Origin of the sequence: Paenibacillus sp. J2TS4, assembly GCF_018403245.1 — a bacterium.
Taxonomy (GTDB): domain Bacteria; phylum Bacillota; class Bacilli; order Paenibacillales; family NBRC-103111; genus Paenibacillus_L.
On the sequence record NZ_BOSH01000005.1, the window covers coordinates 280,779 to 307,001 of the forward strand.

At 48.0% G+C, this 26,223-nt stretch carries 26 protein-coding genes; 7 read left to right on the plus strand and 19 right to left on the minus strand.

Annotated features, from left to right (window positions below; all coding sequences use genetic code 11):
* Nucleotides 1-30: 30 nt before the first annotated feature.
* The gene (locus tag KJS69_RS13490) at nt 31-507 is read right to left on the minus strand and encodes a DinB family protein (RefSeq protein WP_213584406.1); all 477 of its coding nucleotides are present in this window, start codon (nt 505-507) and stop codon (nt 31-33) included.
* A gap of 192 nt (nt 508-699) precedes the next feature.
* Here KJS69_RS13490 and KJS69_RS13495 point away from each other — a divergent pair, with 192 nt between their 5' ends.
* Nucleotides 700-1,197, plus strand: a complete 498-nt coding sequence (locus tag KJS69_RS13495) for a DinB family protein (protein WP_213584293.1) — start codon at nt 700-702, stop codon at nt 1,195-1,197.
* A gap of 220 nt (nt 1,198-1,417) precedes the next feature.
* Here the strand turns inward: KJS69_RS13495 and KJS69_RS13500 are convergent, their stop codons facing one another.
* From KJS69_RS13500 to nikC, 4 genes are read right to left on the minus strand one after another with little or no spacing between them, the layout of a single operon-like run.
* On the minus strand, nt 1,418-2,410 hold the full coding sequence (locus KJS69_RS13500; RefSeq protein ID WP_213584294.1) for an ABC transporter ATP-binding protein: 993 nt from the start codon (nt 2,408-2,410) through the stop codon (nt 1,418-1,420).
* The gene (locus KJS69_RS13505) at nt 2,407-3,417 is read right to left on the minus strand and encodes an ABC transporter ATP-binding protein (RefSeq protein ID WP_213584295.1); all 1,011 of its coding nucleotides are present in this window, start codon (nt 3,415-3,417) and stop codon (nt 2,407-2,409) included. The genes KJS69_RS13500 and KJS69_RS13505 overlap by 4 nt, the downstream gene beginning before the upstream one ends.
* Before the next feature lie 31 nt (nt 3,418-3,448).
* On the minus strand, nt 3,449-4,372 hold the full coding sequence (locus KJS69_RS13510) for an ABC transporter permease (protein ID WP_213584296.1): 924 nt from the start codon (nt 4,370-4,372) through the stop codon (nt 3,449-3,451).
* A gap of 37 nt (nt 4,373-4,409) precedes the next feature.
* Nucleotides 4,410-5,306 carry a nickel transporter permease gene (gene nikC / locus KJS69_RS13515; protein ID WP_213584297.1) on the minus strand — a complete coding sequence of 299 codons (897 nt, stop codon included), beginning with the start codon at nt 5,304-5,306 and terminating at the stop codon, nt 4,410-4,412.
* A gap of 129 nt (nt 5,307-5,435) precedes the next feature.
* Between nikC and KJS69_RS13520 the strand changes: the two genes are divergently transcribed.
* Together KJS69_RS13520 and KJS69_RS13525 are read left to right on the plus strand one after the other, a co-directional pair.
* Nucleotides 5,436-7,100 (plus strand): glutathione ABC transporter substrate-binding protein, encoded by a 1,665-nt coding sequence (locus KJS69_RS13520; RefSeq protein ID WP_374706633.1) that lies wholly within the window; start codon nt 5,436-5,438, stop codon nt 7,098-7,100.
* Nucleotides 7,101-7,393: 293 nt separating this feature from the next.
* Entirely contained in the window at nt 7,394-8,188 is a 795-nt protein-coding gene (locus KJS69_RS13525; protein WP_213584298.1) for a class I SAM-dependent methyltransferase, read from the plus strand.
* A gap of 163 nt (nt 8,189-8,351) precedes the next feature.
* On the opposite strand, the gene KJS69_RS13530 is transcribed toward KJS69_RS13525, so the two are convergent.
* The 5 genes from KJS69_RS13530 to KJS69_RS13550 all read right to left on the minus strand — a co-directional run bounded on the left by KJS69_RS13530 (nt 8,352) and on the right by KJS69_RS13550 (nt 11,334).
* Complete coding sequence (locus tag KJS69_RS13530) at nt 8,352-8,822, minus strand: hypothetical protein (protein ID WP_213584299.1); 471 nt, start codon at nt 8,820-8,822, stop codon at nt 8,352-8,354.
* A 288-nt stretch (nt 8,823-9,110) separates the two neighbouring features.
* The gene (locus KJS69_RS13535; protein WP_213584300.1) at nt 9,111-9,932 is read right to left on the minus strand and encodes a hypothetical protein; all 822 of its coding nucleotides are present in this window, start codon (nt 9,930-9,932) and stop codon (nt 9,111-9,113) included.
* A 189-nt stretch (nt 9,933-10,121) separates the two neighbouring features.
* A complete protein-coding gene (locus KJS69_RS13540; protein WP_213584301.1) occupies nt 10,122-10,355 on the minus strand; it encodes a hypothetical protein in 234 nt (77 codons plus the stop codon).
* 44 nt (nt 10,356-10,399) lie between these two features.
* Entirely contained in the window at nt 10,400-10,879 is a 480-nt protein-coding gene (locus KJS69_RS13545) for a DUF4362 domain-containing protein (RefSeq protein ID WP_213584302.1), read from the minus strand.
* A 62-nt stretch (nt 10,880-10,941) separates the two neighbouring features.
* Nucleotides 10,942-11,334 carry a VOC family protein gene (locus KJS69_RS13550; RefSeq protein WP_213584303.1) on the minus strand — a complete coding sequence of 131 codons (393 nt, stop codon included), beginning with the start codon at nt 11,332-11,334 and terminating at the stop codon, nt 10,942-10,944.
* 153 nt (nt 11,335-11,487) lie between these two features.
* Here KJS69_RS13550 and KJS69_RS13555 point away from each other — a divergent pair, with 153 nt between their 5' ends.
* Nucleotides 11,488-12,321, plus strand: a complete 834-nt coding sequence (locus KJS69_RS13555) for a helix-turn-helix domain-containing protein (RefSeq protein WP_213584304.1) — start codon at nt 11,488-11,490, stop codon at nt 12,319-12,321.
* A 147-nt stretch (nt 12,322-12,468) separates the two neighbouring features.
* Here KJS69_RS13555 and KJS69_RS13560 read toward each other — a convergent pair whose 3' ends face one another.
* From KJS69_RS13560 to KJS69_RS13580, 5 genes are all read right to left on the minus strand, one after another.
* Entirely contained in the window at nt 12,469-12,633 is a 165-nt protein-coding gene (locus KJS69_RS13560) for a hypothetical protein (RefSeq protein WP_213584305.1), read from the minus strand.
* A 262-nt stretch (nt 12,634-12,895) separates the two neighbouring features.
* The gene (locus KJS69_RS13565; RefSeq protein WP_213584306.1) at nt 12,896-13,225 is read right to left on the minus strand and encodes an HIT domain-containing protein; all 330 of its coding nucleotides are present in this window, start codon (nt 13,223-13,225) and stop codon (nt 12,896-12,898) included.
* Nucleotides 13,226-13,650: 425 nt separating this feature from the next.
* Nucleotides 13,651-14,481, minus strand: a complete 831-nt coding sequence (locus KJS69_RS13570) for a carbohydrate ABC transporter permease (protein ID WP_213584307.1) — start codon at nt 14,479-14,481, stop codon at nt 13,651-13,653.
* Between the two features lie 27 nt (nt 14,482-14,508).
* Nucleotides 14,509-15,462, minus strand: a complete 954-nt coding sequence (locus tag KJS69_RS13575) for a carbohydrate ABC transporter permease (RefSeq protein WP_213584308.1) — start codon at nt 15,460-15,462, stop codon at nt 14,509-14,511.
* A gap of 78 nt (nt 15,463-15,540) precedes the next feature.
* Nucleotides 15,541-16,824 (minus strand): ABC transporter substrate-binding protein, encoded by a 1,284-nt coding sequence (locus KJS69_RS13580; protein WP_249730507.1) that lies wholly within the window; start codon nt 16,822-16,824, stop codon nt 15,541-15,543.
* Nucleotides 16,825-17,084: 260 nt separating this feature from the next.
* Here KJS69_RS13580 and KJS69_RS13585 point away from each other — a divergent pair, with 260 nt between their 5' ends.
* From KJS69_RS13585 to KJS69_RS13595, 3 genes are read left to right on the plus strand one after another with little or no spacing between them, the layout of a single operon-like run.
* The gene (locus tag KJS69_RS13585) at nt 17,085-18,818 is read left to right on the plus strand and encodes a sensor histidine kinase (RefSeq protein ID WP_213584309.1); all 1,734 of its coding nucleotides are present in this window, start codon (nt 17,085-17,087) and stop codon (nt 18,816-18,818) included.
* Nucleotides 18,815-19,867 carry a response regulator transcription factor gene (locus KJS69_RS13590; protein WP_213584310.1) on the plus strand — a complete coding sequence of 351 codons (1,053 nt, stop codon included), beginning with the start codon at nt 18,815-18,817 and terminating at the stop codon, nt 19,865-19,867. The genes KJS69_RS13585 and KJS69_RS13590 overlap by 4 nt, the downstream gene beginning before the upstream one ends.
* A 40-nt stretch (nt 19,868-19,907) precedes the next feature.
* Nucleotides 19,908-21,605 carry an extracellular solute-binding protein gene (locus tag KJS69_RS13595; protein WP_213584311.1) on the plus strand — a complete coding sequence of 566 codons (1,698 nt, stop codon included), beginning with the start codon at nt 19,908-19,910 and terminating at the stop codon, nt 21,603-21,605.
* 485 nt (nt 21,606-22,090) lie between these two features.
* Here KJS69_RS13595 and KJS69_RS13600 read toward each other — a convergent pair whose 3' ends face one another.
* From KJS69_RS13600 to KJS69_RS13615, 4 genes are all read right to left on the minus strand, one after another.
* Nucleotides 22,091-22,855: a DeoR/GlpR family DNA-binding transcription regulator gene (locus KJS69_RS13600; protein ID WP_213584312.1), complete on the minus strand. Its 765-nt coding sequence runs from the start codon at nt 22,853-22,855 to the stop codon at nt 22,091-22,093.
* A 9-nt stretch (nt 22,856-22,864) separates the two neighbouring features.
* The gene (locus tag KJS69_RS13605) at nt 22,865-23,896 is read right to left on the minus strand and encodes an autoinducer 2 ABC transporter substrate-binding protein (protein WP_213584313.1); all 1,032 of its coding nucleotides are present in this window, start codon (nt 23,894-23,896) and stop codon (nt 22,865-22,867) included.
* Between the two features lie 15 nt (nt 23,897-23,911).
* Nucleotides 23,912-25,111, minus strand: coding sequence for a M24 family metallopeptidase (locus KJS69_RS13610; protein ID WP_213584314.1), 1,200 nt, complete (start codon nt 25,109-25,111; stop codon nt 23,912-23,914).
* Between the two features lie 110 nt (nt 25,112-25,221).
* Entirely contained in the window at nt 25,222-26,217 is a 996-nt protein-coding gene (locus KJS69_RS13615; protein WP_213584315.1) for an ABC transporter permease, read from the minus strand.
* Between the last annotated feature and the right edge of the window lie 6 nt (nt 26,218-26,223).

Consider the following 26,223-nt stretch of genomic DNA (forward strand, 5'->3'; position numbering starts at 1 on the left):
CATATATGGAAAATCCAATGAATGGCTGCTTTATCCCATTTGTTCTTTCGTCGGACCCATGACTCCCGGTACGGTAAGCCCGGCTTGACGAAGCAGTACGGTCATCTGGCCGCGATGATGCGTATCATGAGCGAGCAGTGTACGGAGCAGTTTTCCGCGTGCCATTTCCCTACCCATAGCAGACACAGTTTCACTCAACATATCATCCGTCAGCGCACTTGTGACCCCTTCCTGCACATCCGCGGCCATACGGCGATAGGCCTCTGCAATTTCGCTCACCTTGCCCGGTACATCATCCCGCGTACCCGCAGGCTGCACTTTAACCCCGACCAAGCCTGTAAAAAACGCCGGGCTCGTCGCCAAATGCCATCCCAGCCAGCCAAGCGTGCTATGTCCTTCCACAATCGCTTGTCCAAGCTTGTCGTCCGTAATCGCCTCGATAACCCGCAGCGTACCTGCCGTCTGTTCATTCCAATCCGCAATAAAGTCGTCTATTTTGCGGTACATCATCGTCACTCCTTTTTTCAGATGTTTATATTCAATTTTAAGGAAACAGCCTACAGAATGCAATCGTAATGCCCGTAAATTTTCTTTAGGTTTGGCTATTAAACCATAAATATCGTAAAAAATAGTACCAAGTCATAGTACCTTGTTATATAATTATGGTTGAAATTACCATTATCTTATGGAGGAGATAGTATGGATGATTTTGGAAAAAATCTATTTACAGCTAGAGAGCGATTGTTAAATGAGATTTCATCCCTAAATGACGGTGAATTCAATCGTACATTTGAGATTAGTAAGTGGAGTATAGGTCAGATTTGTCATCATTTATTGAAGACGGAAACTTTGTCCAGAAAGGCCATTTTATTCGGGCTTGATCAAAGGATTTTATCCGAAACCGACCGAAAGTCTATTCAAATTGTGTTAGATAGGTCTGTGAAGTACCAAGCACCTGCGATTGCAGAACCTGGTTCGGGACCTTTTCAAGTTCCACAGATCATTCAACGATTAAGCGACTCAAGAAATAAATTAATCGATGTTCTTGATAAGGTTGATGATAAATCCATTTTGAAGGAAATTGCCGTGAATCATCCCAGGTTTGGTGACTTGCCATTAGATCAGTGGATCGAACTGTTATATTTACACGAGCAACGACATATAGAGCAAATAAAAGATCTAAAAGCACTTCTCTAATACGGCAGTTAAATTAATCGCCTTTTCAATGGGCGATTTTCTTTTACTCGATAATCAACAATAAACGAAAACAGAGCCAATGTTTAAGATATAATCGCCAGCTCAGCACTTAAAACGCCCTAACTTCGAATCCATTCTATCCTGGTAACCTCATGAAGCGAATGTGCCTTAGATCAATGTTGCTTCCATTGAGCAAATAACTCTGATCAAGAGCTATGACCTAGCCAGGGACATCGATGTCTTCAAAATGAAAGCACGCCGTCTGATGGCCGGACTCGCCTGGAACCGAACGCAGCGCGGGGGCCTCGGAACGGCAGCGGTCGCTGGCATACCTGCAGCGGGTATGGAACCGGCAGCCTGACGGAGGATCGATCGGGGAAGGGACATCTCCCTTCAACAGAATGCGCTCCGCTTTGCGTTCGGGGTTCAGAGTCGGAATGGCGGACAGCAAGGCGCGTGTATACGGGTGCCGCGGCTGACGGAATAAGGAGGCGGAGTCGGCGATTTCGACGATCGTTCCCAGGTACATGACAATGATCCGGTCGGAAATATGGCGTACGACCCCCAGATCATGCGAGATGAACAGATAGGTCAGCTTGAATTCCCGCTGCAGCGCCTGCAGCAGATTGAGCACCTGGGCCTGGATGGAGACGTCCAGGGCGGAGACGGCCTCGTCGCAGATGATCAGCCTCGGGTTGACGGACAGCGCCCGGGCGATGCCGATCCGCTGACGCTGTCCCCCGCTGAATTCATGTGGGTAGCGGTCCGCTTGGTGGGAGGACAGGCCGACGGTTTCCAGCAGCTCGACCGCTCGCGGCCGGCGCCGGTTCTTGGGCACGACATTTTGGATTTCCATCGCCTCTTCCAGCACCTGCACGGCGGTTTTCCTCGGATTGAGGGAGGCATACGGGTCCTGGAAAATGATCTGAATGTCTTTCCGTTTGCGGTTCATGGCCTTCTTGCCGAGCGAGAGCAGATTGGTGCCGTCGAACAGAATCTCCCCGGAGGTCGGTTCATCCAGGCGCAGAATGGCGCGTCCGGTCGTCGATTTGCCGCAGCCCGATTCCCCGACGAGGCTGACGGTCTCCCCTTCGCGGACGGTGAAGGAAATATCATCGACAGCTTTGACATAGTTGACCGTTCGCCCAAATATGCCGCCCTTGATTGGAAAATACTGCTTCAGCCGATTCACGGTCAGAAGTGTTTTGCTCATATCGTCACCTTCACCTCCGGCTTCCTCTCCCACTGCTCGGTATATATCCAGCAGCGTACCTTATGGTTGTCACCGACTTCGTTCAACTCCGGCTGCGCTTCTCGGCACCGGTCCTCCGCGTAGGGACAGCGCGGCGCAAACCGGCATCCGGCCAGCGCTTCATAGGGGCCCGGGACGGAACCTGCAATCGGCACCAGCTCCTGCTGCTCGATGTCATGGCGGGGCAGCGAATTCAGCAGTCCCACCGTATACGGATGCTTCGGCTTCCGGAACAGCGTGACCACATCCGTATACTCCACGATCTGTCCGCAATACATGACGGCGACATCGTCGCATGTCTCCGCCACGACGCCGAGATCGTGCGTAATGAACAGAACCGACATATTCAGTCTGCGCTGCAGCTCCCGGATCAGATCCAATATTTGCGCCTGAATCGTTACGTCCAACGCCGTTGTCGGTTCGTCGGCGATGAGCAGATCGGGATTGCAGGCCAGCGCTATCGCAATCATCACCCGCTGCCGCATGCCGCCCGATAGCTGGAAGGGGTACTGCTTCACTCTCTTCTCGGGAGAAGGGATACCGACGAGGCGCAGCATCTCGACCGCTTTGCCCATCGCCTGCCGCTTCCCCATCCGTTCATGAATCCGGTATACTTCCGCGATCTGCTGGCCGACAGTAAAGACGGGATTCAGCGACGTCATCGGCTCCTGAAAAATCATCGATATTTGATTCCCCCGGATATGGCGCATCTGCCTGCCGGTTTTGCCGAGCAAATTGTCTCCGTTGTATTGGATTTCACCGCCGATAATGCGGCCGGGATGGGAAATCAGACGCAGAATCGACAGCGACAGCACGCTTTTCCCCGAGCCCGACTCGCCGACAATGCCCAGCGTTTTGCCTTTGTGGATAGTCAGACTGACGCCGTCCACCGCCTTCACCTCACCGCGTTCCGTGACAAAGGAGGTTTGCAGGCTGTTGATTTCCAGCAGCGGCTGCTTCGTGTTCATCCTTCTTCGCTCCTCTCTCGCAAGTGTCGGATTAATCGAAATCAATTCGTTTATTGAAATATTTATAGGAGATGTCCACTAACAAATTTACAAGCACAAAGGTTAAGGAGATGATCAGGATGGTGGCCTGAACGGCCGGAAAATCCCGCGCCCGGATCGAATCGATCACATAGCGGCCGATTCCGTTGACGGCAAAGACCGTTTCCGTCAGCACCGCTCCGCTCAGCAAGGTGCCGAACTCCAGACCGATGACCGTAATGACGGGGATCATCGCATTTTTCAGGGCATGCCTGTATATAACAGCGCGCTCCCGCACCCCCTTCGCCTGGGCGGTGCGAATATAATCCTGGTTCAGCACCTCCAGCATGCTGGAGCGGGTCATGCGGGCGATAATGGCTGCGCCGCCGGTGCCCAGCGTAATGACCGGAAGCACGGTCTGCGACCAGGTGCCCCAGCCGGAAGGACGGAACCAACCGAGATCGACGGCGAAATATTGAATCAGCATCAGTCCGAGCCAGAAGTTCGGCATCGATACCCCGAACAAGGCGACGAGCATGACTCCGAGATCGGAGGGGGAGTTTTTGTACACGGCGGAAACAATGCCTGCGGTCAGGCCGAGGAAGACAGCCAGTATCGTACCGTACAGGGCAAGCTCCACCGTAATCCAGAAGCGGCTCTTGAAAATTTCGTCGGCGATAGGACGGCTGCTGCGGATAGAGTCTCCAAGATCACCCCGGATCAGCTTGCCGGCGTAATTCCAATACTGCACGGGCAGCGGATCGTTCAAGCCGAGGCTTTCCCTAATTTGCTCCACCTTCTCCTTGGGAGCGCCTTCCCCGACAATGACTTGAGCCGCATCTCCGGGAATGAGATGCATGAGGAGGAAGACGATAATCGTTACCCCGATGATGACGGGGATGGTTTGAATCAGTCTTCGCAGAATATAAATGAGCATGGCGCCGGCTCCTTTTTAAGTGAATTGGTGACTCCGGTCACTTCTTCATTTTCGGATCGAGCACGTCCCGCAGTCCGTCGCCCAGCAGATTGAACGCAACGACCACAAGGACGATGGACAGTCCGGGGAAGAGGGCGACATGAGGATGCTCTGCAATATAGTTGCGCCCATCGTTCAGCATCGCCCCCCATTCCGGTGTCGGCGGCTGCGCGCCTAGCCCGAGGAAGGACAGTCCGCTGGCCGTCAGAATCGCAATCGCGATGCGAAGAGTGGCTTGGACGATAATAGGTGAAGTAATATTCGGCAAGATATGCTTGAAAATTATGCGGTTGTCGCTTGCGCCAAGCGCCCGCATCGCATCAATGTATTCCAGCTTGCGAACCGCCAGCGTCGATCCCCGCACGATCCGGGCGAAGGTCGGAATGGAGAAAATGCCGACCGCGATGATCACATTGAACAAGCTTTTTCCGAGAGCGCTTACAATGGCCAAGGCCAACAGCAGGCCGGGAAACGCCAGCAAAATATCGCAGATGCGCATAATGATGGAGTCCCATACTCCCCCATAATAACCGGAGAGGATACCGAGAATGACCCCGAAGGCCGCCCCGAGGATGGCCGAGATGAAGCCAATCGTCAGAGTAAGCCGCATTCCATGGATAATCCTTGTGAAAATATCCCGGCCGTTATGGTCCGTTCCGAACCAATGGTCGGCTGACGGCTTCAACAGCTTGGAAGAATAATCGACGATGGTCGGATCCTGCTGTGTAAGGAAAGGGCCAAGGATTGCAACGATCATGATGAAAAGAAGGAAGTAACCTCCTAACAGCGCCGCTGTGTTTTGCCGTAATTGCCTGTAGAGCATCCCCCATCCGCGTGCCGGTGACCGGCTGTGCCCCGGTGCCGCGCCATCCGCTGCTCCCGCCGCGTTTCGCATGTGGAATTCATCCTTTCTACAAATAATTATTCGCCCGTTAAAGTAGAATCCTAGAATAAATCTGAATTACTCAAATATATGTTAAGTACGAAAAAAATATTTATCTTTTGATCGAGAGGGGAGTGTTAAATGTTGACAATCAGAACAAGGTTAAGATGGTTCATTCCGCTCGTGCTTATGATGATCCTGCTGGCCGTATCGGCATGCAGCGAAAGCCGCGGCACGACGGAGGAGAAGCCGCCGGAAGAAAACAAAGGCAGCACGAACTCTCCGGATCCCGTGACGGAGGACAAGGGCAAGGATCAGCCCGAGGGCGGGGGCGATACCGGGGATCTCATTGTGGCTTGGCTGTCAGACCCTCCTTCTTTGGACCCCCACATGTCGACAGACCAGCAAACAAGCATTGCGTCTTCCCATATTTATGACACCCTGGTGAAGCATGACAAGGATCTGAACATCCAGCCGAGACTGGCCGAGAGCTGGAAGGTGCTGGATGACGTAACCTGGGAGTTCAAGCTTCGCCAGGGAGTGAAATTTACAGATGGATCGGCCTTTAATGCCGAGGTGGCGAAGGCTAATCTGGACCGGCTGCTGGACCCGAAGACAGCTTCCCCGCGGGCTTCATTGGTTAATATGATCAAGGAGGTTACCGTCGTTGACGAGTACACGCTGCAAATTGTTACCGACTATCCCTACTCTCCGCTGCTTGCCCATCTGGCTCACCCTGGCGTAGGGATCGTCAGCGCCGAAGGCATTAAGCAAGACTATGAGAAATTGAACGCCGGGGAGAAGGCGGGAGCCTGGCTGTCCCGGAATCCGGTAGGGACGGGGACTTTCAAGCTGGACTCCTGGAATCCGGGACAGGAATTGAAGCTGGCCAAGAATAACGACCACTGGGGCGACAAAGCGCAAATAGACAGCGTAACCTTCAAAGTGGTCAGCGAGGACGGCACGCGAATAGCCGAGCTGGAGACAGGCTACGCGCATATCATTGAGCCCGTATCGCCGAGCAGCATCAAGCGGGTGGAGGGACTGGACGGCGCTTATTTGAACCGCCAAGCATCGCTCAGCCTGTCTTATATCGGCTTTAATATGGAAAAGGAGCCATTCAATGACGTCCGCGTGCGCCAGGCTCTATCCATGGCTATTAACAAGGATGAAGTAATTTCAGGCATTTACGAAGGAACGGGAATTCCCGCACTTGGACCGCTGGCGCCGGACGTGAACGGTTATGACCCGTCAGTCAAGCCGATAGAGTATAACCTGGATAAGGCCAAGGAATTAATGAAAGAGGCAGGATTCGAGAACGGCTTCTCTACCACGATCTGGACGAATGACAACCAGGAACGAATTAAAATTGCGGAATATGTGCAAGCGAAGCTGAAAGAGCTGAATGTGGATGTGAAAATCGAAGTGATGGAATGGGGCGCTTATTTGGCTCAGACAGCCGAAGGAAAGCATGATATGTTCGTGCTCGGCTGGTCCACGGTGACGGCCGACGCCGATTACGGGCTGTACCTCGTCTTCCATTCCGCTAACGCGGGCGAGCCGGGGAACCGGACCTACACGAAGGATGCGGAGCTCGATAAGCTGCTGGACGATGGGCGCAAGGAGAACGATCCGGAGAAACGCAAAGCGATTTACAAGCGAGCGCAGGAGAAGCTCGTCGAGCTGGCCCCGATGCTGTACATTCACCATCAGGAATATTTGGACGGGGTGAGCAAGAAGGTGAAGGGCTACTGGAGACATCCGAGCGGCATTATGCAGCTGCATGACGTGTCGATTGAGCCGTAGCATGGCGCAAGTGAAAGCCCCCGTACTCTGGTTAAAAGTACGGGGGCTTTCTTCCTGCCGTTTACGACGGCTATGCATAATCGGCAGGTACGAATCTGTCTTGTAAGCCGTTTGAAAATGCATCGATATTCTTCGTTGCCAATGCTTTTTATTTCCATGCGAAAAACCCCGCATTCATTCACCGTGCAGAGTCCTTTTATTTTGAATTTTGGGAAGGATTTTCCGGAAAAAGACAGAATAATTATGATCGCTAAACAAAATGATCGCTGTGTCGATCTGAGGAGAGTGTTACGATGAAAAATTACGGTCATGAGTTATTTAAAGGAACCGCATCTTATTATTCTGCGTACCGCCCGCTTTACCCGTCTGAACTGGCGCGGTGGATCGTGAACCGATTTTCTCTCGATGGCCAAGGCAATATGCTTGATTTGGGGTGCGGAACCGGTCAACTCATGATGCGCTTCTCCGATTGGTTCGAGAGGCTGGTTGGCGTAGACAGTGAGCAAGAAATGATTGACGAAGCCTTGAGGAGAAGTGAAGAAACGAGGGTCCATAACATCAAGTGGATTACGGCCGATGCGGAAAGCTACTTGCAGAATACTAACGAAATCTTTCGGGTAGTCACGATCGCCAAAGCGTTTCATTGGATGGATAGAAAAGCGGTGCTCGACGGTCTATATAACAAAATCCAACTAGATGGCGGAGTCGCCATTATTGATCATTATGCCCCTCATAAAGAGCCGCTGCCATGGCAAGCTGAGCTCCAGCAAATCATCAAATTATGGTATGGAGAAGAAAGAAGAGCGGGAAACACGACATACTCCCACCCACAAATTAGTCACGAAGAGATCGTTGCACAATCTCGATTTGAATTAGAAGTTCATCGTCTGCCAACGTATGAACAGCAGTGGACGATCCAGTCCATCATTGGCAACCTGTATTCCACTTCCTATGGTTCTAGGCGTTTCCTTGGCGACCGGGCTTCTTCTTTCGAACAGGAACTGGAAAAAGCTTTATTACGCATAGACAACAGCGGAATCTTCACAGAAGAAATAGACCTGTCCATTATTTTAGCGATGAAACGTTAGCGGACATAAAGGTGTTGATTTCCCTGCGGAATTTGAAGCCTGATTGAAAAAACATTTCTGTTCCCAACATCGTCTCAACAGCAAGCAAGGAGGGACAAGCGCCCCTCCCCTATCGTATTTCTCTATTCGATTCCTTGGATTAAGTTTATAAAATTTTGAGTCCCTAAACTTCCATGTATTTCGAAAAGGCCTTATTAAACCCGTCTCCGCGCTTATTTAACAAGGTGAGATTAATAGCGAGGGAGCGCTTATTGGGTCGGTATATTCTAAATAAATTGGCAGAGACAGTTATGCGTACGCCCGCCCCTACCCGGTTTTTGTAGACTTCATTCCGAGTGCCGACGACCTCGTTCCATGGCACGAATTCTGCTATGAAAATAAACGATCTAATCCCAATTCCATCCGGAGAGATTTGAATAATCGGCCTTGGATCAAAAGTCAAAATTGCACAGGCCAAACCGACAACAACCGCAACAATTAATACGCCGTAAAAGACAAAATAAGCAACCTCTGTGATATAGTCCGTTTCGGCCAAAAGTTTAGTATAAATGATATACGCCGCGGCAAACATCAGCACACTTAAAAAAGCGGTCAGCACCCTGTTCGAATAAAACTTTTCCGTCTGTTTGATCATCTTCCATCCTTCCATTCTGAAGTCATACATCCATTGGGAAAATAATGGTAAAATCCCTGACCTCAAATTATAACGGTTAGAGTACAAAAGACAAGTGACTTTACTCCTGTATTGATATGACTTGGCACCCTGTCCAACTATCCTATTCCTCTATTTGTACGAACTTGTCCGGAAGGTTACGGATGCCAATCCGTTATAAGGCAGATGGCGCGATTTCATGCTGTTGAGCATTAAGAAGATTGATAGAATCGAGAAGCTCATGAATCCAAATCGCTGGGTTAACCAGACTCACCAGATTCGCGCGGCTTCGTCCGCAAGCCCCATCCGGTTCATTTCTTCCGTAACCATAGAGCACAGCTGCTCATAATCCCGTAAAATATAATTTTGCTGAACATCCCTAAACAACGCAAGCTTCGAGACTTTAGGCGCGATTTCCAGGAAATCTCTTAGCCGAGCCAAATCAGGGTCCGTATCCTTATCAACCGGGAACGGCTCATGCTTCTCTCCTTCCTCCAACCGGGCAATAATCCCCAATCCGTCCCGGGTCTGTACGGTAATCCGGTTTTGCCGTTGAAGCCCGATTTCCTGAACGTACCTATACGGATTGTCGATCTCGGGCATGGGGATTACCTCTTTTAACCGCCGGATGATATCCTGCCGTGCTTTCTCTTCCGCTTCCGATGGCCGATATGGAGAGCTGGCAGTCTCTTCGGCCCAACGCCGCTTGGCCGCTATGTAATCCTCTTCGCTTTGGAACCAGTTGTAAAACAATTCTTGATCCGCCAGATTCACGCGAAGAAATTCCCTCAGACTGCCCGCAACGATTTTAGTGGGACTATCAAACTCCATTGGCGAAACGCAAACAATGGGCGCTGCTTCAAGGTGATCTGCCGAGCCATAATCCGTAAGGAAACCAAAGTGAATCCCGTCCACACCGATATTTCCAAAAACGATCACGTCACTTGGTGTGTTGAAATATCGAAAATTGTCCAGGGAAAGGAAAAAATTCAACCCCTTGTTAAAAGCCTCCCATCCTCCAATCTCCTTTTGAAAGTCGATCAGCTTTTCCAAAGTTGGGGGCACATAGTATTTTCCGAAATTTGTTCTCATAAATAAAACCTCACTGTTTTTGGTAATTTTACCATGCAGACTTTGGGTAAAACTACCTTGTGGCTCAAGCAAAGCGGCAGACCATTTTATTTGATCCTTTTGAAAGTTTCAAATTCATGGGCTCCTTTTAATAACAATCCGTTCCTAACTTAGGTTCAGCCACAAAAGCTATCCCCGTAGTTCCTACGGTTACTGGTGGAAGTTTGTAGGCTTTGTTAAAGTATTCATCGTCGTATCGATGTTATTCGTTTCAGGATCGAATCGGAAAAATACGTCCCTATCCTCTGTTACCGTATAAAAGATCAACTTGCCGTTTTCCCAGAAACGAACGCGCACCGCCTGAGGTGCAATCCCTTGAATTTGCTGGGTTAATATTGTTTTTTGTCCACGAAAGGTATCACTTGAAGGGAAATTTGCAAACAAATAAACCCACATCCATATTATGGCTGTGGGAGTAAACAATATATTTATTCTTCTTTCGCAAACCAAAATGATTTGCCAATATCATTATTACATTCATTTAATACATAATACTCATGACCTTGTTCATTTTTATCTGTTCCAATTACTTTGCAACTTGCACTCGGTCTTCCTGCATCAGAACCAAAGGCATCCATGGAGTTATCATACGTATAATGAATTGTCTTGCCATCGTAAACAAGCTCATAGAAGATGGGGTCTCCTTCTATGGTGTATTGGGTGATTCGCACTTTGTCCTCTTTCTCAGCTTCAATATTTTTAATGAATTGATGCCACTTATCCATGTTTGAATATTTCCCATGAACATTTACCACATCACCGTTTTGAACTGCTTGTTCTGGACGGTAAGGCTTCGAAACCTTTGGAAAGCTTGAATTATTTACTTGACCATTTCCATTGTTGTTGGAATCACCACAAGCAGAAAGCAATAAGGATGCTAAACCAAATATAATAAATATTTTCCTCATTGAATCACCTCACTCATTAGTGACGAGTGTTTTCAATGTATTGTTTCAATTGTCTAGAGAAATTACCTGCTGATATTCGTGGCGATATACCAATGGTTTCCAAATGGGTCTTCCACACCCCCTGAGCGTTCCCCATAATCATGATTTTGCGGTTCATACAGGGAACGCGCTCCTGCTTTCAAAGCCCGGTTGTACACCTCATCTGCGTCTTTAACAAATAGATGGATCGCATTTTTCATCGGCGGAAAATCATTATTAGTTCCTCCACCGATCTCTATGATGGAATCTCCAATTCGACATGCGGCATGTAGAATGCTTCCGTCCGGCCGAGTATGCCTCTCAAGCTCCTCAGCATCAAAGCAATTCTTAAGAAATTCAATAAATCGGTCTGCTCCTGCGACAATGAAATACGGTGTGACAGCGGAATATCCTTGCGGTTTATAAGTCGTTGTCATAACCTGTCCTCCTTTAATTTTTGTGAATTATAGTTACCTAATTAGTATAGCTATATTAAATCAGAACGTATTGTATAAAGTTGATCTTCGTTTTGTTTTTTAGATGGTATAATTTTGACATCGGCATTCGTTTAAATCAAGGGAGGGGATTGCTTGAACTTCCATGCTCGCAAACCTGGACAAGCTTTAGCAAGATGGATTGATAAGTTGTGGATATGTGAAGGCTACCAGCCAAGCCATCGGCTTGAATTTAAACTTCCCGATGCCTCTTTGGCATGGATTATTAATCTCAAAGAGGATCAGATCCGAGTATTTGAGAGTAATCGGATGGATCGTCTTATGATTCTACCCGGCAGTATTATTGCTGGTCCACGGTCATCCTACTACTACCTGGACACGGTATGTCAAGAATCATGTATGGGCATTCAATTCAAACCGGGGGGAGCGCTGCCTTTTCTCGGTAATTTGGTAGGCAAACTAAAGGATGTTGACATGCCTCTTGAGGATGGTCTGGGTCGACATTCCCATGTGGATGATTTTCGGGAAAGGCTGCAGGAGACTTCTGCGGCGGAGGAACGGTTTCAATTAGTCGAGCAATACTTGCTGCGCTGTCTGGAGAAGAAAATTATGGTTCCGAAAGGACATCCAGCCGTAGCTTATGCGCTGCAAATGTTTGAGCATTCCCCCGCGGCCGCGCCTTCCATTGCTGAAATCGCAGACATGGCTAATCTTAGTACGGAACGATTTATACGTTTATTCAAGGAAGAGGTAGGACTGACGCCTAAAAATTACGGAAGTATTGTGCGATTCCAGTTGGCACTTCGAATGATCAGGGAAGAGCGGGTAAACCCGAGTATTGACATGGCTCTATCCAGCGGATATTATGATCAATCCCATTTGTATCGGGAGTTCCACAAGTATGCCAATATGACCCCGACTGAACTGTTTCGCAGGCAGGATATACTTGAGAATCATGTTCCCCTATAGGTGCAAGTCTGGATGGCAAGCAGACCGTATAGAAGATGTTCACACTGAACAATCGACATATGTGGAATCGGTAATATTGAGATGCAGCAGTTTTGCCATTATTACCGGCAAAAACATACATGATCGGAATCATTTCATGCATGAGATTCATTCTGGTTCAAAACAGGGAACAACTTTACCATCAGTGAATTCTTCTACAATTTGTCCCTGAGATGTCTTATATACAATGTATGTGTCGTTAGCTTTGGCATCCAACTTAGCACGCTCACCTGTGAGTTTAATGAGTTTCTGAAGATCCTTGATTTGATTCATTGGTTGCACCATTCAATCCCTTAAATATCAGTATTGATTCTAACTATAACATATGATGAGATTTTAGATTGAATCATTCATGTTCAACCGAAAATAGCATTAACCCTCTTATAGAGAGTAAAAATAGTGTACTATCTTCTATCGACAGACACTCTGCAATTCTATTAGCAATTACCAGGTGCATTATTCTTGGGCCCATAATTCTTCTCACCCTTCAAAAAAATTCCGCCTCATAGGGTAATGGAATCCATGTTCTATCCAATTATCTTATAGGTGTACCAAAAGCTATATGCCAGTGTAAATGTTTTGAATCTTGGTACTTTCCTAAATTTGTTATCACTCGGCAAGCACCTTGTTCAGATACTACATCAGACGCAACTTTTTTTACTACGGATAACAGTTCAACAAGCAATCCAGTATCGCTGTCTTCCAAGGTAATTAGCGATGATATATGCCTTTTAGGAATTACAACAATATGTACAGGATAGAATGGGCGTGTATGATGGTAAGCAAGCACATTTTCGGTCTCGTAAACTTTATTCACAGGTGTCTTTCCACTTAGAACCTCATCACAATAGAAATCTACTGACATTCTATTCCCTCCCTACAAAAATAATCTTTCATCAATGAAAAACATCACCTCATTATACCATATATTGGAATTATCTTTGTTGTATCACTTAAAATTTTACTCGTAGTCCGTAGAAAAGTAGTGCGTTTCATTGGATGGTAGCAAACCCCTGTGTCGGTTTAAACAAATTTAGACCTGGAAACAGCTTCCGGACAAACTATTCAGGTTATACAGAAAATCTTTACCTGCTTCCGAAAATCTTACTTTGTTGAAATCACTTTCCCGGAATAAGGGAACATCGCAACAGCCTTCCTTCGACAAGTTCAAACAAAAAAAGAAAAGACGATGTCCCGGGAGGGATACGCCTTTTCTGAACTGCACCCTGTCAAGTAGACAGCATTATCCATACACCTGCCAACTCGGGACATACTCCAGGTTAGTTTAAATCAACCTTTGGATCCAGTCAGAGCAATCCCTTCGATAAAGTATCTCTGCAGCACAATGAACATCGCGATCATCGGCAATGTCGCCATTAACGTGCCGGCCATCATCGTCGGATAATCGGTGGTGTACTGCCCCTTCAGCGACGCGATCCCCGCGGCCAATGTCATCTTGTCCGGCGAAGTGTTCACGATCAGCGGCCACAGCAATTCGTTCCATGAAGCCAACGCGGTGAAGATGGTCAAGGCAATGAGCGCCGGCTTCACCATCGGCAGCATGATGCGCCAGTAGGTGAGGAAGTGATTGCACCCGTCCAATTTCGCGGCTTCCTCCACATCTTTGGGCAGCGTCATAAAAAATTGTCTCAGCAAAAACGTGCCGAATGCGCTAAAGATGCCCGGAACGATCAAAGCTTGAAGCGAGTTCAGCCAGCCCAAATCCTTCATAATGAGAAATTGCGGAATAATGAAAATTTGACTGGGAACCATCAATACGGACAAACAAAGCATAAATAAAAAGTTTCTTCCCGGAAATTCGATTCTCGCGAAGGCGTAAGCCGCCATGGAACATAACAGAACTTGACCCAATGTCCGCGAGATGGTCGTGATCGCGGTGTTGAAGTAATATTTGTCAAAAGGCAGCACCCGCAACACTTCCGTGTAATTTTCCCATACCAAACGGGACGGTAAAATAACGGGCGGCACTTGAGCCGCTTCGCTAAACGTCTTCACCGAAGTAAGCAGCATCCAGATGAAAGGTCCTACCATCAGGGCCGCTCCGAAACATAGAATAGCGTGAATCGCAAGCCGACCGAACGTACGGTTTCGCACTAACATTCCCTTTCTCCCCTTCCAACCTTCCTCTTAATAATGAACCCATTTTTTCTGTAATTTCATCTGCACCGCGGTGATCATTAAAATGACGGCGAACAGCGTCACAGCGATGGCGGCGGCGTAACCCTTATTGTTCGTTACAAAAGCATACTTATAGAACAGGTAAACGACGCTTTGGGTACTCTCAAGCACGGAAGGGCTCGCATTTTGCACGATTATAAATAGCAAATCGAACACTTGGAATGCAGCGATCAATCCCATGATCGTCACAAAAAACAACGTAGGCGTCAACAACGGCAGCGTAATATGGAAAAAGCGCACAAACGGTCCGGCCCCGTCCATCTCCGCCGCCTCGTAGTAGGAGCCGGATATGCCTTGAAGACCGGAAAGCAGAATGACGATATTGGTGCCCAGCGAACTCCAGATCGCAACGGCGATAATCGAATAGAGCGCAATATTCGCGTCGGTGACGAACGCTATTTTATCGATGGACAACAGGCTGAGCAAATAATTGATCAGACCGTACTCGGTATTGTACAACCATTTCCAGACCATACCGATGGCCGCGGGCATCGTCACGACAGGCAAAAAATAAAGTGTGCGATAAACCGATTGCCCTTTGATTTTCTGATTCAGCATCACCGCAATGATCGTCGATAACGCAATCGATATAGGCACGACCAACAAGGTATAGACAAACGTATTGCGGAACGCCTTGAGGACTTCCGCATCCTGCATCATATTCTTATAATTGTCGAGACCGGTCCAGTGATATTTGCCGAAATCTCCCCACTCCGTAAAACTGAAAAAAATCGTTTGGAAAACGGGCCATACATAGAAGATCAGCAAACCGATCACCGTCGGCGCGATCATCAGGTAGGCCCATGTATAATCTTGCCGTTTAAACGTGCTTAAGCCCCTGCGAGGTCGGGGGGAATTGCCGCTTATACCGATGCTCTTCTTGCTTGCATGCTCGGCGTTCATTCCTTAACCTCTCCTTCGAAATAAGATGGTAATCGGCTCTGTACCGATGACAGAGCCGACAACGTGTCTTGCCATTTATTATTCTTTCGATAGAATTTTGTTCATCTCGTCGGCCAACTGTTTGGCCGCGTCTTCGATGCTCATCGAGCCTTCCCAAGCTCTTCCCAGGATTTCGGTCTCTTTTTCCTGCCATTCGGAAGTCAGCTTGGATACCGGGAACGGCATACCGTACTCCGTGGAATCGATGAACACTTGCAAGTCCAACTCCGTATTGGATTTCACCCAAGCGCCCTCCGTCCCTTTAAACGCCGGAATCGTCGTTCCCGTCTCCCCTAAAATTTCGGCCGCTTCTTTAGACCCCAAATAGTTAATGAATTTCCAAGCCTCTTCGGGGTGCTTGGTTTTCGCGGATAAGGCGTAGCTGACGCCGTGCATAACCGTAGCGCGCTTCTCCCCTTTCGGCAGCAAGGTTACGCCGATATTGCCTTTCAGCGCCTCCGCCTTCATCAAAGCCCCCTGATACCAGGAACCTCCGAAATACAAAGCGCTTTTGCCTGATTCGAACAACGTATTGCCCGGCGTTTCGCTTAATTGAGCGAAGGTCGGCGAAATGCCTTCTTGGATCATGTCGGTCAAAAATTTAAGTCCGGCGATCGCTTCGGGCTTATCGTATCCTGACGACTTTTTGTCTTCCGATATCACATATCCGCCCGCTTGGAAGATCGTATTATAGAAGGCGCCCTGGTTCCACAGTTCCGCGCTGAAGCCGTAGATCCCTTTGGAAGTGTCCGTCAATGAAGCGGCAACCTCCTTGAGCTTGGCCCAGTCCCAAGTATCGTCGGGATATGGCAGACCGGCATCGTCGAATATTTTCTTATTGTAGTACAACGCAACCGTGTCGTAGTATCCCGGCAACGCATAAGGTTTGCCGTCATAGGAATACAGATCGATCAACGCTTTCGGGTAATGGTTCAGGTCAACCCCGTCCGCAGCGACCCGATCGCCGATCGGAGCGAGCATGTCGTTTAGAGCGTATTTCAGAAAGTTCGGACCGTTCATCCAGAGCACATCGGGCAAAGCGCCGCCCGTTGCCGCCGCCTCCATTTTCACCCAATATTGTTCCCAAGGCGTAAGCTCCATCTTGACTTCAATATTCGGATGGGCATCTTGGAATTTCCGAATAATTTCTTCATAAGCGGACTGCATGTTTTTATCCCACAATGCATAAGTAATGGTGACTTTGTCCCCCTTGCCGCCCTTTTCGGTTGCCGCAGGCGAATCGCCCGAGCCGCCCCCGCCTGAACACGCTTGCAGAAAAAGCATGACCAGCACCAACGGCCATACGAACCACTGTTTTTTCAATTTTATTACCTCCTCAACGCGTCTAGCTTGTTTGTATGTTTCAAGCGATTTCATTATATACAAAGAAGGTCCGCTTGAAGGGCATACCCGGTCTTCGCCGCAGAGGACAATGATCTTCAAATGCCGAACGCGGAATGACAATTTATACAAAAATGCACCCGAAAGAGACGTTCGTTCACTTCCTGCCGCCATTTCATCTTTTAATAGCGTGATATAATAGTAGAATACAGCAATCTTAAACGGACACGAGGCGGTGCAGCATGCGGATAGGACACAGGCTTATGAGAATAGCCGGACTCCGTTCTTTAAAACATAGATTGACGCTTCTATTATTACTATCTACGATCATTCCGCTCGCGTTCATCGGTCCGATCTCCTATTATTCCATGTACTCCATCTTAAAAAATAAAGCGGAAACCGGCGTGATCAACAATTTACACCAAATGCGAACGTCCCTGGAAAATACACTGAATCAATTAAACCACGTTTCGCAGCAGTTGACCTTTGACGGCAGAGTGGGCAAAAACATCGAGCGCTACATCAATGCGAGCCATTACGAGAAACGGGCGCTGCACGAAGAAATATCGAACCAAATCAATCTGGTTCAATTTACGAATCCTTCGATCGGCTTGATGTTCTACTTCTTCCAGTCGACGGATACGAAATTGTTCGAAACCTTTAGTGTGCGAGACGACTTCAATATCGATCACCTCTCGGTGATGATGGAATTTAAAACGATGACTTACTTTAACCCGCATCCGTCGGTAAGTACGCTGAATAACAACGACGTGTTGTCTATCTTAAGACAGGTGCGGCTGCCCGAACGGGACGATTTGTTTTTATATATCGAAACGGACCCTAAGCTGCTGGACGAGATTTTAAATCCGAACGAAGGAAATTTCGCGACTCTGCTAGTCGATAACCGAAATCGAATTGCTTATAGTCAGCATACCGCCGAATTCCCGATCGGGTCGCTCTTCGAGCAAGGGATAAAAGGGGAGGCGAGCCAGGACAATTATTTTTTTGAGGAGAAGAGCAACCAAGGCTGGAAAGTGGTGGCCGTCATTTCCAAGTCGGCTTACAATAATGAAATTCATCAATGGGTGCGGCATTATATTCTTTTTGCCATTCTGTCCATCGCGCTGGGCCTTTCGTTGGCTTGGCTCATCTGGCGTACCGTCTACCGCCCGCTGATGCTGCTCAGCAGAGACATCCGGCATTTCAAAGATAATCACGAATATACTCGCCTATTGAAACCAACCGCTTCTATGATCGAATTCGAGCAATTACAGGGAGAATTTCGGAGCATGAGTCAACGAATCGGGGAATTAATTACGGAAGTGGCCGCGAACGAGCAGCGGAAAGCCCAGCTTGAAGTGGAGAAGCTCATGCACCAGATCAACCCTCATTTTCTGTACAATTCCTTGGATACGGTTCGCTGGCTGGCGCGAGCCAACGGGCAGCAAGATATTGACCGGCTCGTCTCGACGTTGACGAAGGTGCTCTATTATAATCTTGGCAAACAAGAGGTTTCGACGATTAAGGAAGAGATGGATGCGCTGCAAAATTATGTTACGCTGCAAGGCATTCGCTACAATTTTCAATTCAATGTCCAAATGTACGCCGAGCCGGACGCCCTGGATTTGCCTATTCCGCGATTTATTCTGCAGCCGTTGGTCGAGAATTCGCTATACCACGGTCTGAACGAGGAGAACGGGCGAATTGAAGTGAACATTTCCAAGCAAGGGGATACGCATGTCGTATTGAGAGTCTGTGACAACGGAAGCGGCATGACAGAGGAACAGATTCGGAAGTTATTGGATGGCGAGGATGGCAAGCAAGCGGGAATGGGCATCGGTCTGCGGTATGTCCATCGGATCATGAAGTTTAAATACGGTGAACGGGCCAATCTCGACATTCGCAGCCAGGTCGGCAAGGGAACGTGCATTGCGTTAACCCTGCCTATTGCCAGCGGGGAGGAACGAAGTGAATGACTAAGGTGCTTGTTGTGGACGACGATTATTTGGTGCGTAAAGGCTTTATTGCGATGATGCCGTGGAAGCGTTACGGGATGGAAGTGGCGGGCGAAGCGGAAAGCGCGAAGAAAGCGCTGGAATTTATGGCCGATCATCCCGTCGATCTGTTAATTACCGACCTGCATATGCCCGTCATGTCCGGGCTTGAACTAATGCGCGAAGTCCGGCGACTCTACCCTCATATCCATATGGTCGTGCTCACCTTTCACGATAAGTTCGATTATATTCAGGAAGCGCTTCGGATGGGAGCGATCGATTATATTACGAAAGTAGAATTGGAAGATGAGAAGATGGATGAAGTGCTGCGGAGAATTCGGGAACGCAATGGAAGCGGGGACGTTCAGCCATCGTTCTACGGACAGCTGCCGAGCGGCGAAGTCTCGCCTTCCGGCGAACAACTGCGAACGGAGTCTCTGCTCCATCGGTGGGCGGAGGGAAAATGGACGGTCGACGACGAGGAATGCACGGCGTTGATTGACGAAACGTTGCAGCTCCAACCCTCCCCCGCTCGTCTGCAAGACGGATGGCAGAAGGGGTACGAGGAGTGGAAAACATTGCTGCCGCCGGATTCGTGCCCCTCACCCGATGCGGACCGAATGACAACGTGGGACGATGGGTTGGCATGGATTCAAGCGCTCAAGACGGCGGTCGGGAATCGAATCACCGACATCCCGTATGCGCCCGAGATGATTCATTGCATTGTAAAAGCGCAGGCGCTCATTCAAGGCGAATTCCAATCCGATCTCACTTTGACCGACGTCGCCAAGCGAGTAGGAATGAGCCGAAGTTATTTCAGCCGCTGTTTTCACGATATTACAGGCCGAACTTTTAACGATTATACGCGGGAAGTGCGCATGAAACATTCGGAGAAATTGTTGAAGCAAACCAATAAGCCGATTCATTGGGTGGCGATGGAATCCGGCTATCCGAACGAAAAATATTTCTCCAAAGTGTTTCGCAAATGGACCGGTATGCTGCCAAGCGAGTTTCGCAAATTGTACGGTTAACCGCATTGAACTTGTCAAGGAGAGTCAAGGAGGGATGGCGATGAAGAAGAGCGGCAAAAGGAATTGTGCGGGGCGGAAGCTTTATACACCTGGGATGATGGTCTCGATCCTGCTCCTGCCCCTGTTCTCCGGTCTGGTTCTGGCGGGATGCGACCATGGTGAAATTGCCGGCCTTGCGGCGGACACGGTAGACGAAAGTGCGTCCGATGCCGCCCTCGATTCGCCCGTGGACCCGTTCCGGCTTCCGTATCCGGTAGAAATGTCGGTCGTCAAGAATGTTCCGCCCGGACTGACGCTGCAGGAAGGCGAAACGATCGAGAACAATTCGTTCACCGATTACTATTATAAGAAAACAAATATTAAGTTTAAGGTCGATTGGTACGCTTCCGACAATAATTACACGCAGAAGCTCCATCTGGCCGTCGAAAGCAACGTGCTGCCGGACGCCATGATCGTCGACGAACCGATGTTCAGGCAATTGGCGGAGTACGGTCAAATCGAAGATTTAACCGATGCTTACGGCAAGTACGCCTCGACACTTATGAAGGAAATATACGCTTCCTCCGGGATAAGCGTGCTGGAAAATGCGACGATCGACGGCAAGTTAATGGCGCTTCCCAATATTTCGATCCAGGCCGATTCCGTCAGCATGCTGTGGGTGCGGCAGGATTGGCTGGGCCGGCTCGGGCTGGCGCCGCCCCGTACGATGGAAGACGTCATAACGATTGCGAAGGCGTTCGTGGAAGGCGATCCGGACGGCAACGGCCTGAAGGATACGGTCGGATTATCCGGCACCAAAACAAACCTCTACGCTTTAGCCGGTATGTATGATTTCACGGGAATTTTCGCCGCGCATGACGCTTTTCCGGGATTGTGGCTGCGGGATGACGAGGGGCGGATCGTCTATGGCTCCACCCGGCCCGAAACGAAGCATGCGCTCGAAACAATTCGCGGCATGTATGCGTCCGGCTTAATCGATCCCGATTTTCCCTACCGGACGGAACCGATGGATCTGTTGTCCGCAGGCCGAAGCGGCATGTTCTTCGGTTCATGGTTCTCCCCTTGGAACATCGTCGAAGCGGTGAAACAAGATCCGTCGGCCGATTGGCGGCCCTATTTAATCGCGGATGCCAACGGCCGTTATAACACGCAGAAAATGCCGGTCAGTTCCTATTACCTGGTCGTGCGCAAAGGGTTCGCCCACCCCGAAGCGGCGATTGTCTATGCGAACCAGCATTTAGCGGACTCCCGGCTGCCGGATGGGGAGTACAACCAATTGGATCCGGGGATGATTATTCCGCTCTCCCCCCTTTATTTGACCATCGATTATGCCGACGCCGTCTCCCGTAAATATGCGGCGCTTGTTCAAGTCGTGGAGGGGAAAGCCCCGCCTGATTCGTTATCCCCTGAAATGAGGGGGCATTACAACCGATGGCTGCGAAGAGAACAGCAGCTGGAGAACAATGTCAGCGATTGGGCCGCTCCCCACGCCTATTTGTATGGGGGCGAGATTGTAACGCGGAAGATGGATAAAGAGGTCTATAATCAATTTACATCGATGACACCGGCTATGGAACGCAAATGGGATACCCTGCTCAAGCTCGAAAACGAAACATTCTACAAAATCGTTCTGGGCGAAATCCCTGTCGATTCGTTCGATGATTTTGTGAACGAGTGGTACGCCCAAGGCGGACAAACGATCATAGAGGAAATTGAAGAACGGATCGACAACCGTTGAATGACCGTGATCGCTAAGCTAGGATCGGATGATCCCGTCTCGCATCTTTTGTTCATATTTTACGATATATATATCATATAACAATAAGTGGTAAACGATTTAGCTGTAATTTATGCAGGTAAATTCAGGCGAATGGCAGAAAGTGATTAAAGTAAATGGAAAAACTGCACTTAAAATCGAGGATTTTGGCTGAAATCGCCTTTTTCGCACAAACTAGCTGCGGTTTTTCCACTTAGTTTCCGTCCCTCGCCCTAGAGGAGCAAACTAGCTGTAAGAAATCCAGTTAGGAACGTCCATACTGCCGGAAAAGTCCAACAAACGATATACGCCAGAAAAGTAGGCAAAACCACCTAATGCCTCAGTAAAACACCCCATATTGAAAAAAAGGCTTCCCGTCCACATCTACGTCTGTGGAGGAAGCCCTCGTTTTAAGTATATGTTTTCAAATTGTTCTACTAGATATCTTTGGCTCCTGATTCGTTAGTTTAATCGCCTACAAGCTTAACTTGAACGGACATCCGCTGCAGACCTTCAACAAACTTCTGATCCGTCTTTACATCTGTAATCACATGATGAATTTGATTCCAGTCTGCTATCTGGGTTAAATGCTGTTTGCCGAACTTGCTAAAATCGCACAATAAGAACGTCTTATCGGCAATAGAAATCATCTTTTTCTTGATTAATGCTTGCAGTTCATTAGATTCGCTAATGCCGCGTTCAAGGTATGCGCCTTTGCTGGAAATAAAAGATTTGTTGACATGGTACAAATCCAGCGATCGTTCCGCAAGCGGACCAACAAATGACAGTGATTTTTTTGAAAGCATGCCGCCAGTCGATATAATTTGAATTTTTTCCTTCGCGCTCAATTCAATGGCCACTTTCATCGAATTGGTAAGCACAGTAATAGCGATATCCGGAACCATCTTGGCCATATACCATGCTGTCGAGCTAGCGTCCAAAGCAATTCGGTCAGACGGTTTGATATGTTGAACGGCTTCCAAGGCAATCAGTTGTTTCTCATGAATGTTCGTAATTTCTCGAATGTCAAATGGAGTTTCCGTGTGAATTTCTCTAATGCTGACGGCACCGCCATGACTTCGCAAAAGTTTGCCTTCCCGCTCCAATTTATACAAATCCCTACGAATTGTTTCTTCCGTGACATGGAAGATCGCACTGAGTTCCGTATTGCGTATACTCCCTTTTTCACTCACTAGTTCGACAATTTTCTGCAGCCTTTCTGCAACCAACATCGCATTCACCTAGTAATCGAATTCGTCCACATTGTTTTTGTCATACACAAACGGCAAGCCTAGCATTATATTATCGCCAACAATTTCAAACTCTCCCAAATCTCCAGCCTTGAAAGTGCCTGATGTAGGCATTGTACCATCGGCAACTGCCCTTGCTACATACATAGCCAATTTGCCTAACGTCTTAACGTCCCAAAGTACAAACTGTTCAATGGTACCGCTGTGGACATATTGTTTCACAACTGCCGGATTGGCAAGACCCGTTACATACACTTCGCCGCTCTTACCGGTTTTTTCAACGGCCTCTGCGGCAGACGGAAGCCCAATGGAGGTCGGAGCAATGATCACTTTGACATTGGGATATGCCTTCAGAATATCGCTCGCAGCCGCCAGACCTGTGGCCGGTTCTCCATTATCATATTGAGTAGTAACAATATTGAGATTAGTATACTGCTCTTCAATTGCTTTCTTGATCGAACCAATCCATTCAATCTGGTTGGGATCTGTCGGAGTCGACGTAAGAATAGCTACATCTACGTTTTGTCCCGCAAATTTCTCGGAAGCCAGTTTCGCCAGCGTCGAACCGATCCCTTCCGAGGTAGCGGCATTCACATAGTAATCACGTGCTTCCGGTTCTACATCCGAATCCCATGTAATCACTTTAATTCCCTTATTCTTTGCTTCTTTTAACGCTGGAACAAGCGAAGTAGGGTCAACCGCGGAAATAGCCAGTACATCGTAATTTTGAGCAATATAACCGTTAATCATGGATACTTGCTGTGAAGCATTCAGAGTAGTGGGTCCGTTAAAGTTAAAATTGATATTTAAACCTGCGCTCACTTCTTCCGCCCCTGCGGCAGCGGCAGCAAAATAAGAATTGCCAATCGCTTTCGGCATCATCACTACCTTAATCTTTTCATTTGCCTTGGATTGTCCGTTATCCGGATTCTCCGTATCCGATGGTTTAGCAGAAGAATTACAACCTGCCATCACAAGACATAGCACCAGAATAAATGAAACAAGCCCCATCTTTTTGGACATATTGTGGCCCCCTTATTATTTCAGCACCTGAATAGACCCTCGTTCTTTCCATTCTTTACTTAATTGTCTAACCAATTTCGACATAGGCTCGTATCCCTGCTCCGTTACAATCAAGCATTCTTCAATGCGATTCGAGCCATGGGGATGACCAAATAGACTAATGTCTGTATTCACGGTCATACCTGCTTCGAAAACTCCTGTTGTCCGTTCGTTCGGGTACGGTGATTCTGCTTCTGCTACCCCGCATCCATGAAGTGGGGGATATAAGTCGTATTGGCTCACCTGTTGCTTCTCGAAGTAAGCCTTTACTGCTTTCACAAGCTCGCTTTGACTCTCTCCCGCTTTCAAATGGGCCAATGCAATATCCTCTGCTTGAATAAGCAAATCGATAAACGCTTTCTGCTCATTGCTCATCCGGCCTACGACAAACGGAAAATTAATCGTTGCAACATATCCCTGGTACTGAACGGATAATGCCGCCATGACCATATCGCCATCTTCAATCACTTTATCCGTCGCCCGTCCGATAATGCTGTTTACACGTTGCCCGCTGGATACCAGACAAAAAGGAATGAGTTCAGCTCCTTCACGAAAAGCTGCATCGTGTGCAGCCGCCGAGAGTTGTTTCTCCGTTCGGCCGATCTTGGCTTCCTTCAGCAAAGCCTCATAACCTGCATCCGCAATTCGAGCCGCTTCTTTCAAGCAAGCTATTTCGTTAGTTGATTTTTTCATGCGAAGCTGAAATAGCAAATCATTGCCGTCCACAACTTCTGCATGGTCAGGCAAACTATTTTTAATGGTTAACAGCACATCATGAGACATAGCATCAAGGCCTACAATTGCCATTTTGCGGAACTGGCCGAATCGCTGGAAAACCGCTTTAAAGTTCGTATAATTCGCATGCGGATATTCAATTTCATCCGGAACGGTTACGCAAGCAAAATCAGGAACCATTCGAATGTCCGGCCAAGCGCTCATTTCCCGACAAACCATCTCCCCTTCCGGAGCGGCGAGTACGATTGGCTCACCCTCCATAGATACAATGGCAGCACCGCGTTCAAAAATCGGCCAATAATTGCTGATATAACGTAAATTCTCTTTGCGATATTCATCTCCATAGATGAAACAAATATCGATCCCCTGGGATTTCATTAACGATCTTAATCTTTCAACACGTTCTGCAAATTCTGCTGGCGGAATCATCACTTTTACCACTACTTCCAGCACTCCTTCCTATACCTTGGAATTTGTTTTTTAATTGAATAAACTCATAATCACTCCAGTAAAAAGAGGATCACCTCCCTCAAAAGAGTAGAACTAATCAATTATGCAGGTTCTGTTTGAGCAGTCCCTTTATCCTTTGACTTATGGGCACTCGATCGCCTCTTGGCAAAAAATGTATTTAATTGTTGAATCGTAACAGCGAGCAACAAAATAATCCCCGTAATAATTTTCTGCTCGACAGATGAAATGTTCATCATATTCATGCCCTGGTTCAGCATCCCAAGGATGAGCGTGCCTAGAACCACACCGGATATCGTTCCCGATCCGCCAAACACATTCACTCCGCCAACCAAGCATGCCGTAATTACAAGAAACTCAAATTGATAACCCATATCTCCGCGCACAGCAGAGAAATAGGATCCGAGAATAACTCCAGCCAATCCCGCAGTCAAGCCTGATAAGATGTAAGTCCATTGCTTGATTTTGTTAACAGATACGCCCGAATACGAAGCCGAGTTTTCATTGTTGCCAATATAAGTAACCATGCGGCCAAACGTTGTTTTTTGTAATAAAAATCCGAAGATTAAGGCGATCAGGACAAAAATGATGACCTGAAATGGAATAAGGCCAAATAAAGAGCCGGTGCCTAACTTAAGGAACGAACTTGGAAATCCGGAAATAGAGCTTTCCCCGCCAAGTACAAGGGCAATGCTGGAAAATATGAACATAGTAGCCAGTGTAGCGATTAAAGGTTGAATCCGTGTACGCACTATAATGAATCCATTCAACCATCCAGCCAATCCGCCGATTAGAATCGCGATGAGCGCAGCAAGCCAAATCGGCATACCGGCCTGCCACATAAGCCCCATCGAAATTCCGCTCAGGCTCACAATGGATCCGATGGATAGATCAATGCCGCCCGAAATAATGACGAAGCTCATAGATACGGCCATGATCCCAATGACAAGAAAGTTATTTAGCATAGTCGACAAGTTATAAATGTCCAGAATGTTGGGCGCAATTGAAATTAATATAATCATTTCTACAAAAAATACGAGAAATGCCATGAGCGTCCAATTAGATAACCATCTTCTCATTACACG

Coding starts and splice junctions, on each gene's coding strand:
- KJS69_RS13490 (WP_213584406.1), bottom strand. CDS start 507: ATGTACCGCAAAATAGACGACTTTATTGCGGATTGGAATGAACAGACG.
- KJS69_RS13495 (WP_213584293.1), top strand. CDS start 700: ATGGATGATTTTGGAAAAAATCTATTTACAGCTAGAGAGCGATTGTTA.
- KJS69_RS13500 (WP_213584294.1), bottom strand. CDS start 2,410: ATGAGCAAAACACTTCTGACCGTGAATCGGCTGAAGCAGTATTTTCCA.
- KJS69_RS13505 (WP_213584295.1), bottom strand. CDS start 3,417: ATGAACACGAAGCAGCCGCTGCTGGAAATCAACAGCCTGCAAACCTCC.
- KJS69_RS13510 (WP_213584296.1), bottom strand. CDS start 4,372: ATGCTCATTTATATTCTGCGAAGACTGATTCAAACCATCCCCGTCATC.
- nikC (WP_213584297.1), bottom strand. CDS start 5,306: ATGCGAAACGCGGCGGGAGCAGCGGATGGCGCGGCACCGGGGCACAGC.
- KJS69_RS13520 (WP_374706633.1), top strand. CDS start 5,436: ATGTTGACAATCAGAACAAGGTTAAGATGGTTCATTCCGCTCGTGCTT.
- KJS69_RS13525 (WP_213584298.1), top strand. CDS start 7,394: ATGAAAAATTACGGTCATGAGTTATTTAAAGGAACCGCATCTTATTAT.
- KJS69_RS13530 (WP_213584299.1), bottom strand. CDS start 8,822: ATGATCAAACAGACGGAAAAGTTTTATTCGAACAGGGTGCTGACCGCT.
- KJS69_RS13535 (WP_213584300.1), bottom strand. CDS start 9,932: ATGAGAACAAATTTCGGAAAATACTATGTGCCCCCAACTTTGGAAAAG.
- KJS69_RS13545 (WP_213584302.1), bottom strand. CDS start 10,879: ATGAGGAAAATATTTATTATATTTGGTTTAGCATCCTTATTGCTTTCT.
- KJS69_RS13550 (WP_213584303.1), bottom strand. CDS start 11,334: ATGACAACGACTTATAAACCGCAAGGATATTCCGCTGTCACACCGTAT.
- KJS69_RS13560 (WP_213584305.1), bottom strand. CDS start 12,633: ATGAATCAAATCAAGGATCTTCAGAAACTCATTAAACTCACAGGTGAG.
- KJS69_RS13565 (WP_213584306.1), bottom strand. CDS start 13,225: ATGTCAGTAGATTTCTATTGTGATGAGGTTCTAAGTGGAAAGACACCT.
- KJS69_RS13570 (WP_213584307.1), bottom strand. CDS start 14,481: ATGTTAGTGCGAAACCGTACGTTCGGTCGGCTTGCGATTCACGCTATT.
- KJS69_RS13575 (WP_213584308.1), bottom strand. CDS start 15,462: ATGAACGCCGAGCATGCAAGCAAGAAGAGCATCGGTATAAGCGGCAAT.
- KJS69_RS13585 (WP_213584309.1), top strand. CDS start 17,085: ATGCGGATAGGACACAGGCTTATGAGAATAGCCGGACTCCGTTCTTTA.
- KJS69_RS13590 (WP_213584310.1), top strand. CDS start 18,815: ATGACTAAGGTGCTTGTTGTGGACGACGATTATTTGGTGCGTAAAGGC.
- KJS69_RS13595 (WP_213584311.1), top strand. CDS start 19,908: ATGAAGAAGAGCGGCAAAAGGAATTGTGCGGGGCGGAAGCTTTATACA.
- KJS69_RS13600 (WP_213584312.1), bottom strand. CDS start 22,855: ATGTTGGTTGCAGAAAGGCTGCAGAAAATTGTCGAACTAGTGAGTGAA.
- KJS69_RS13605 (WP_213584313.1), bottom strand. CDS start 23,896: ATGTCCAAAAAGATGGGGCTTGTTTCATTTATTCTGGTGCTATGTCTT.
- KJS69_RS13615 (WP_213584315.1), bottom strand. CDS start 26,217: ATGAGAAGATGGTTATCTAATTGGACGCTCATGGCATTTCTCGTATTT.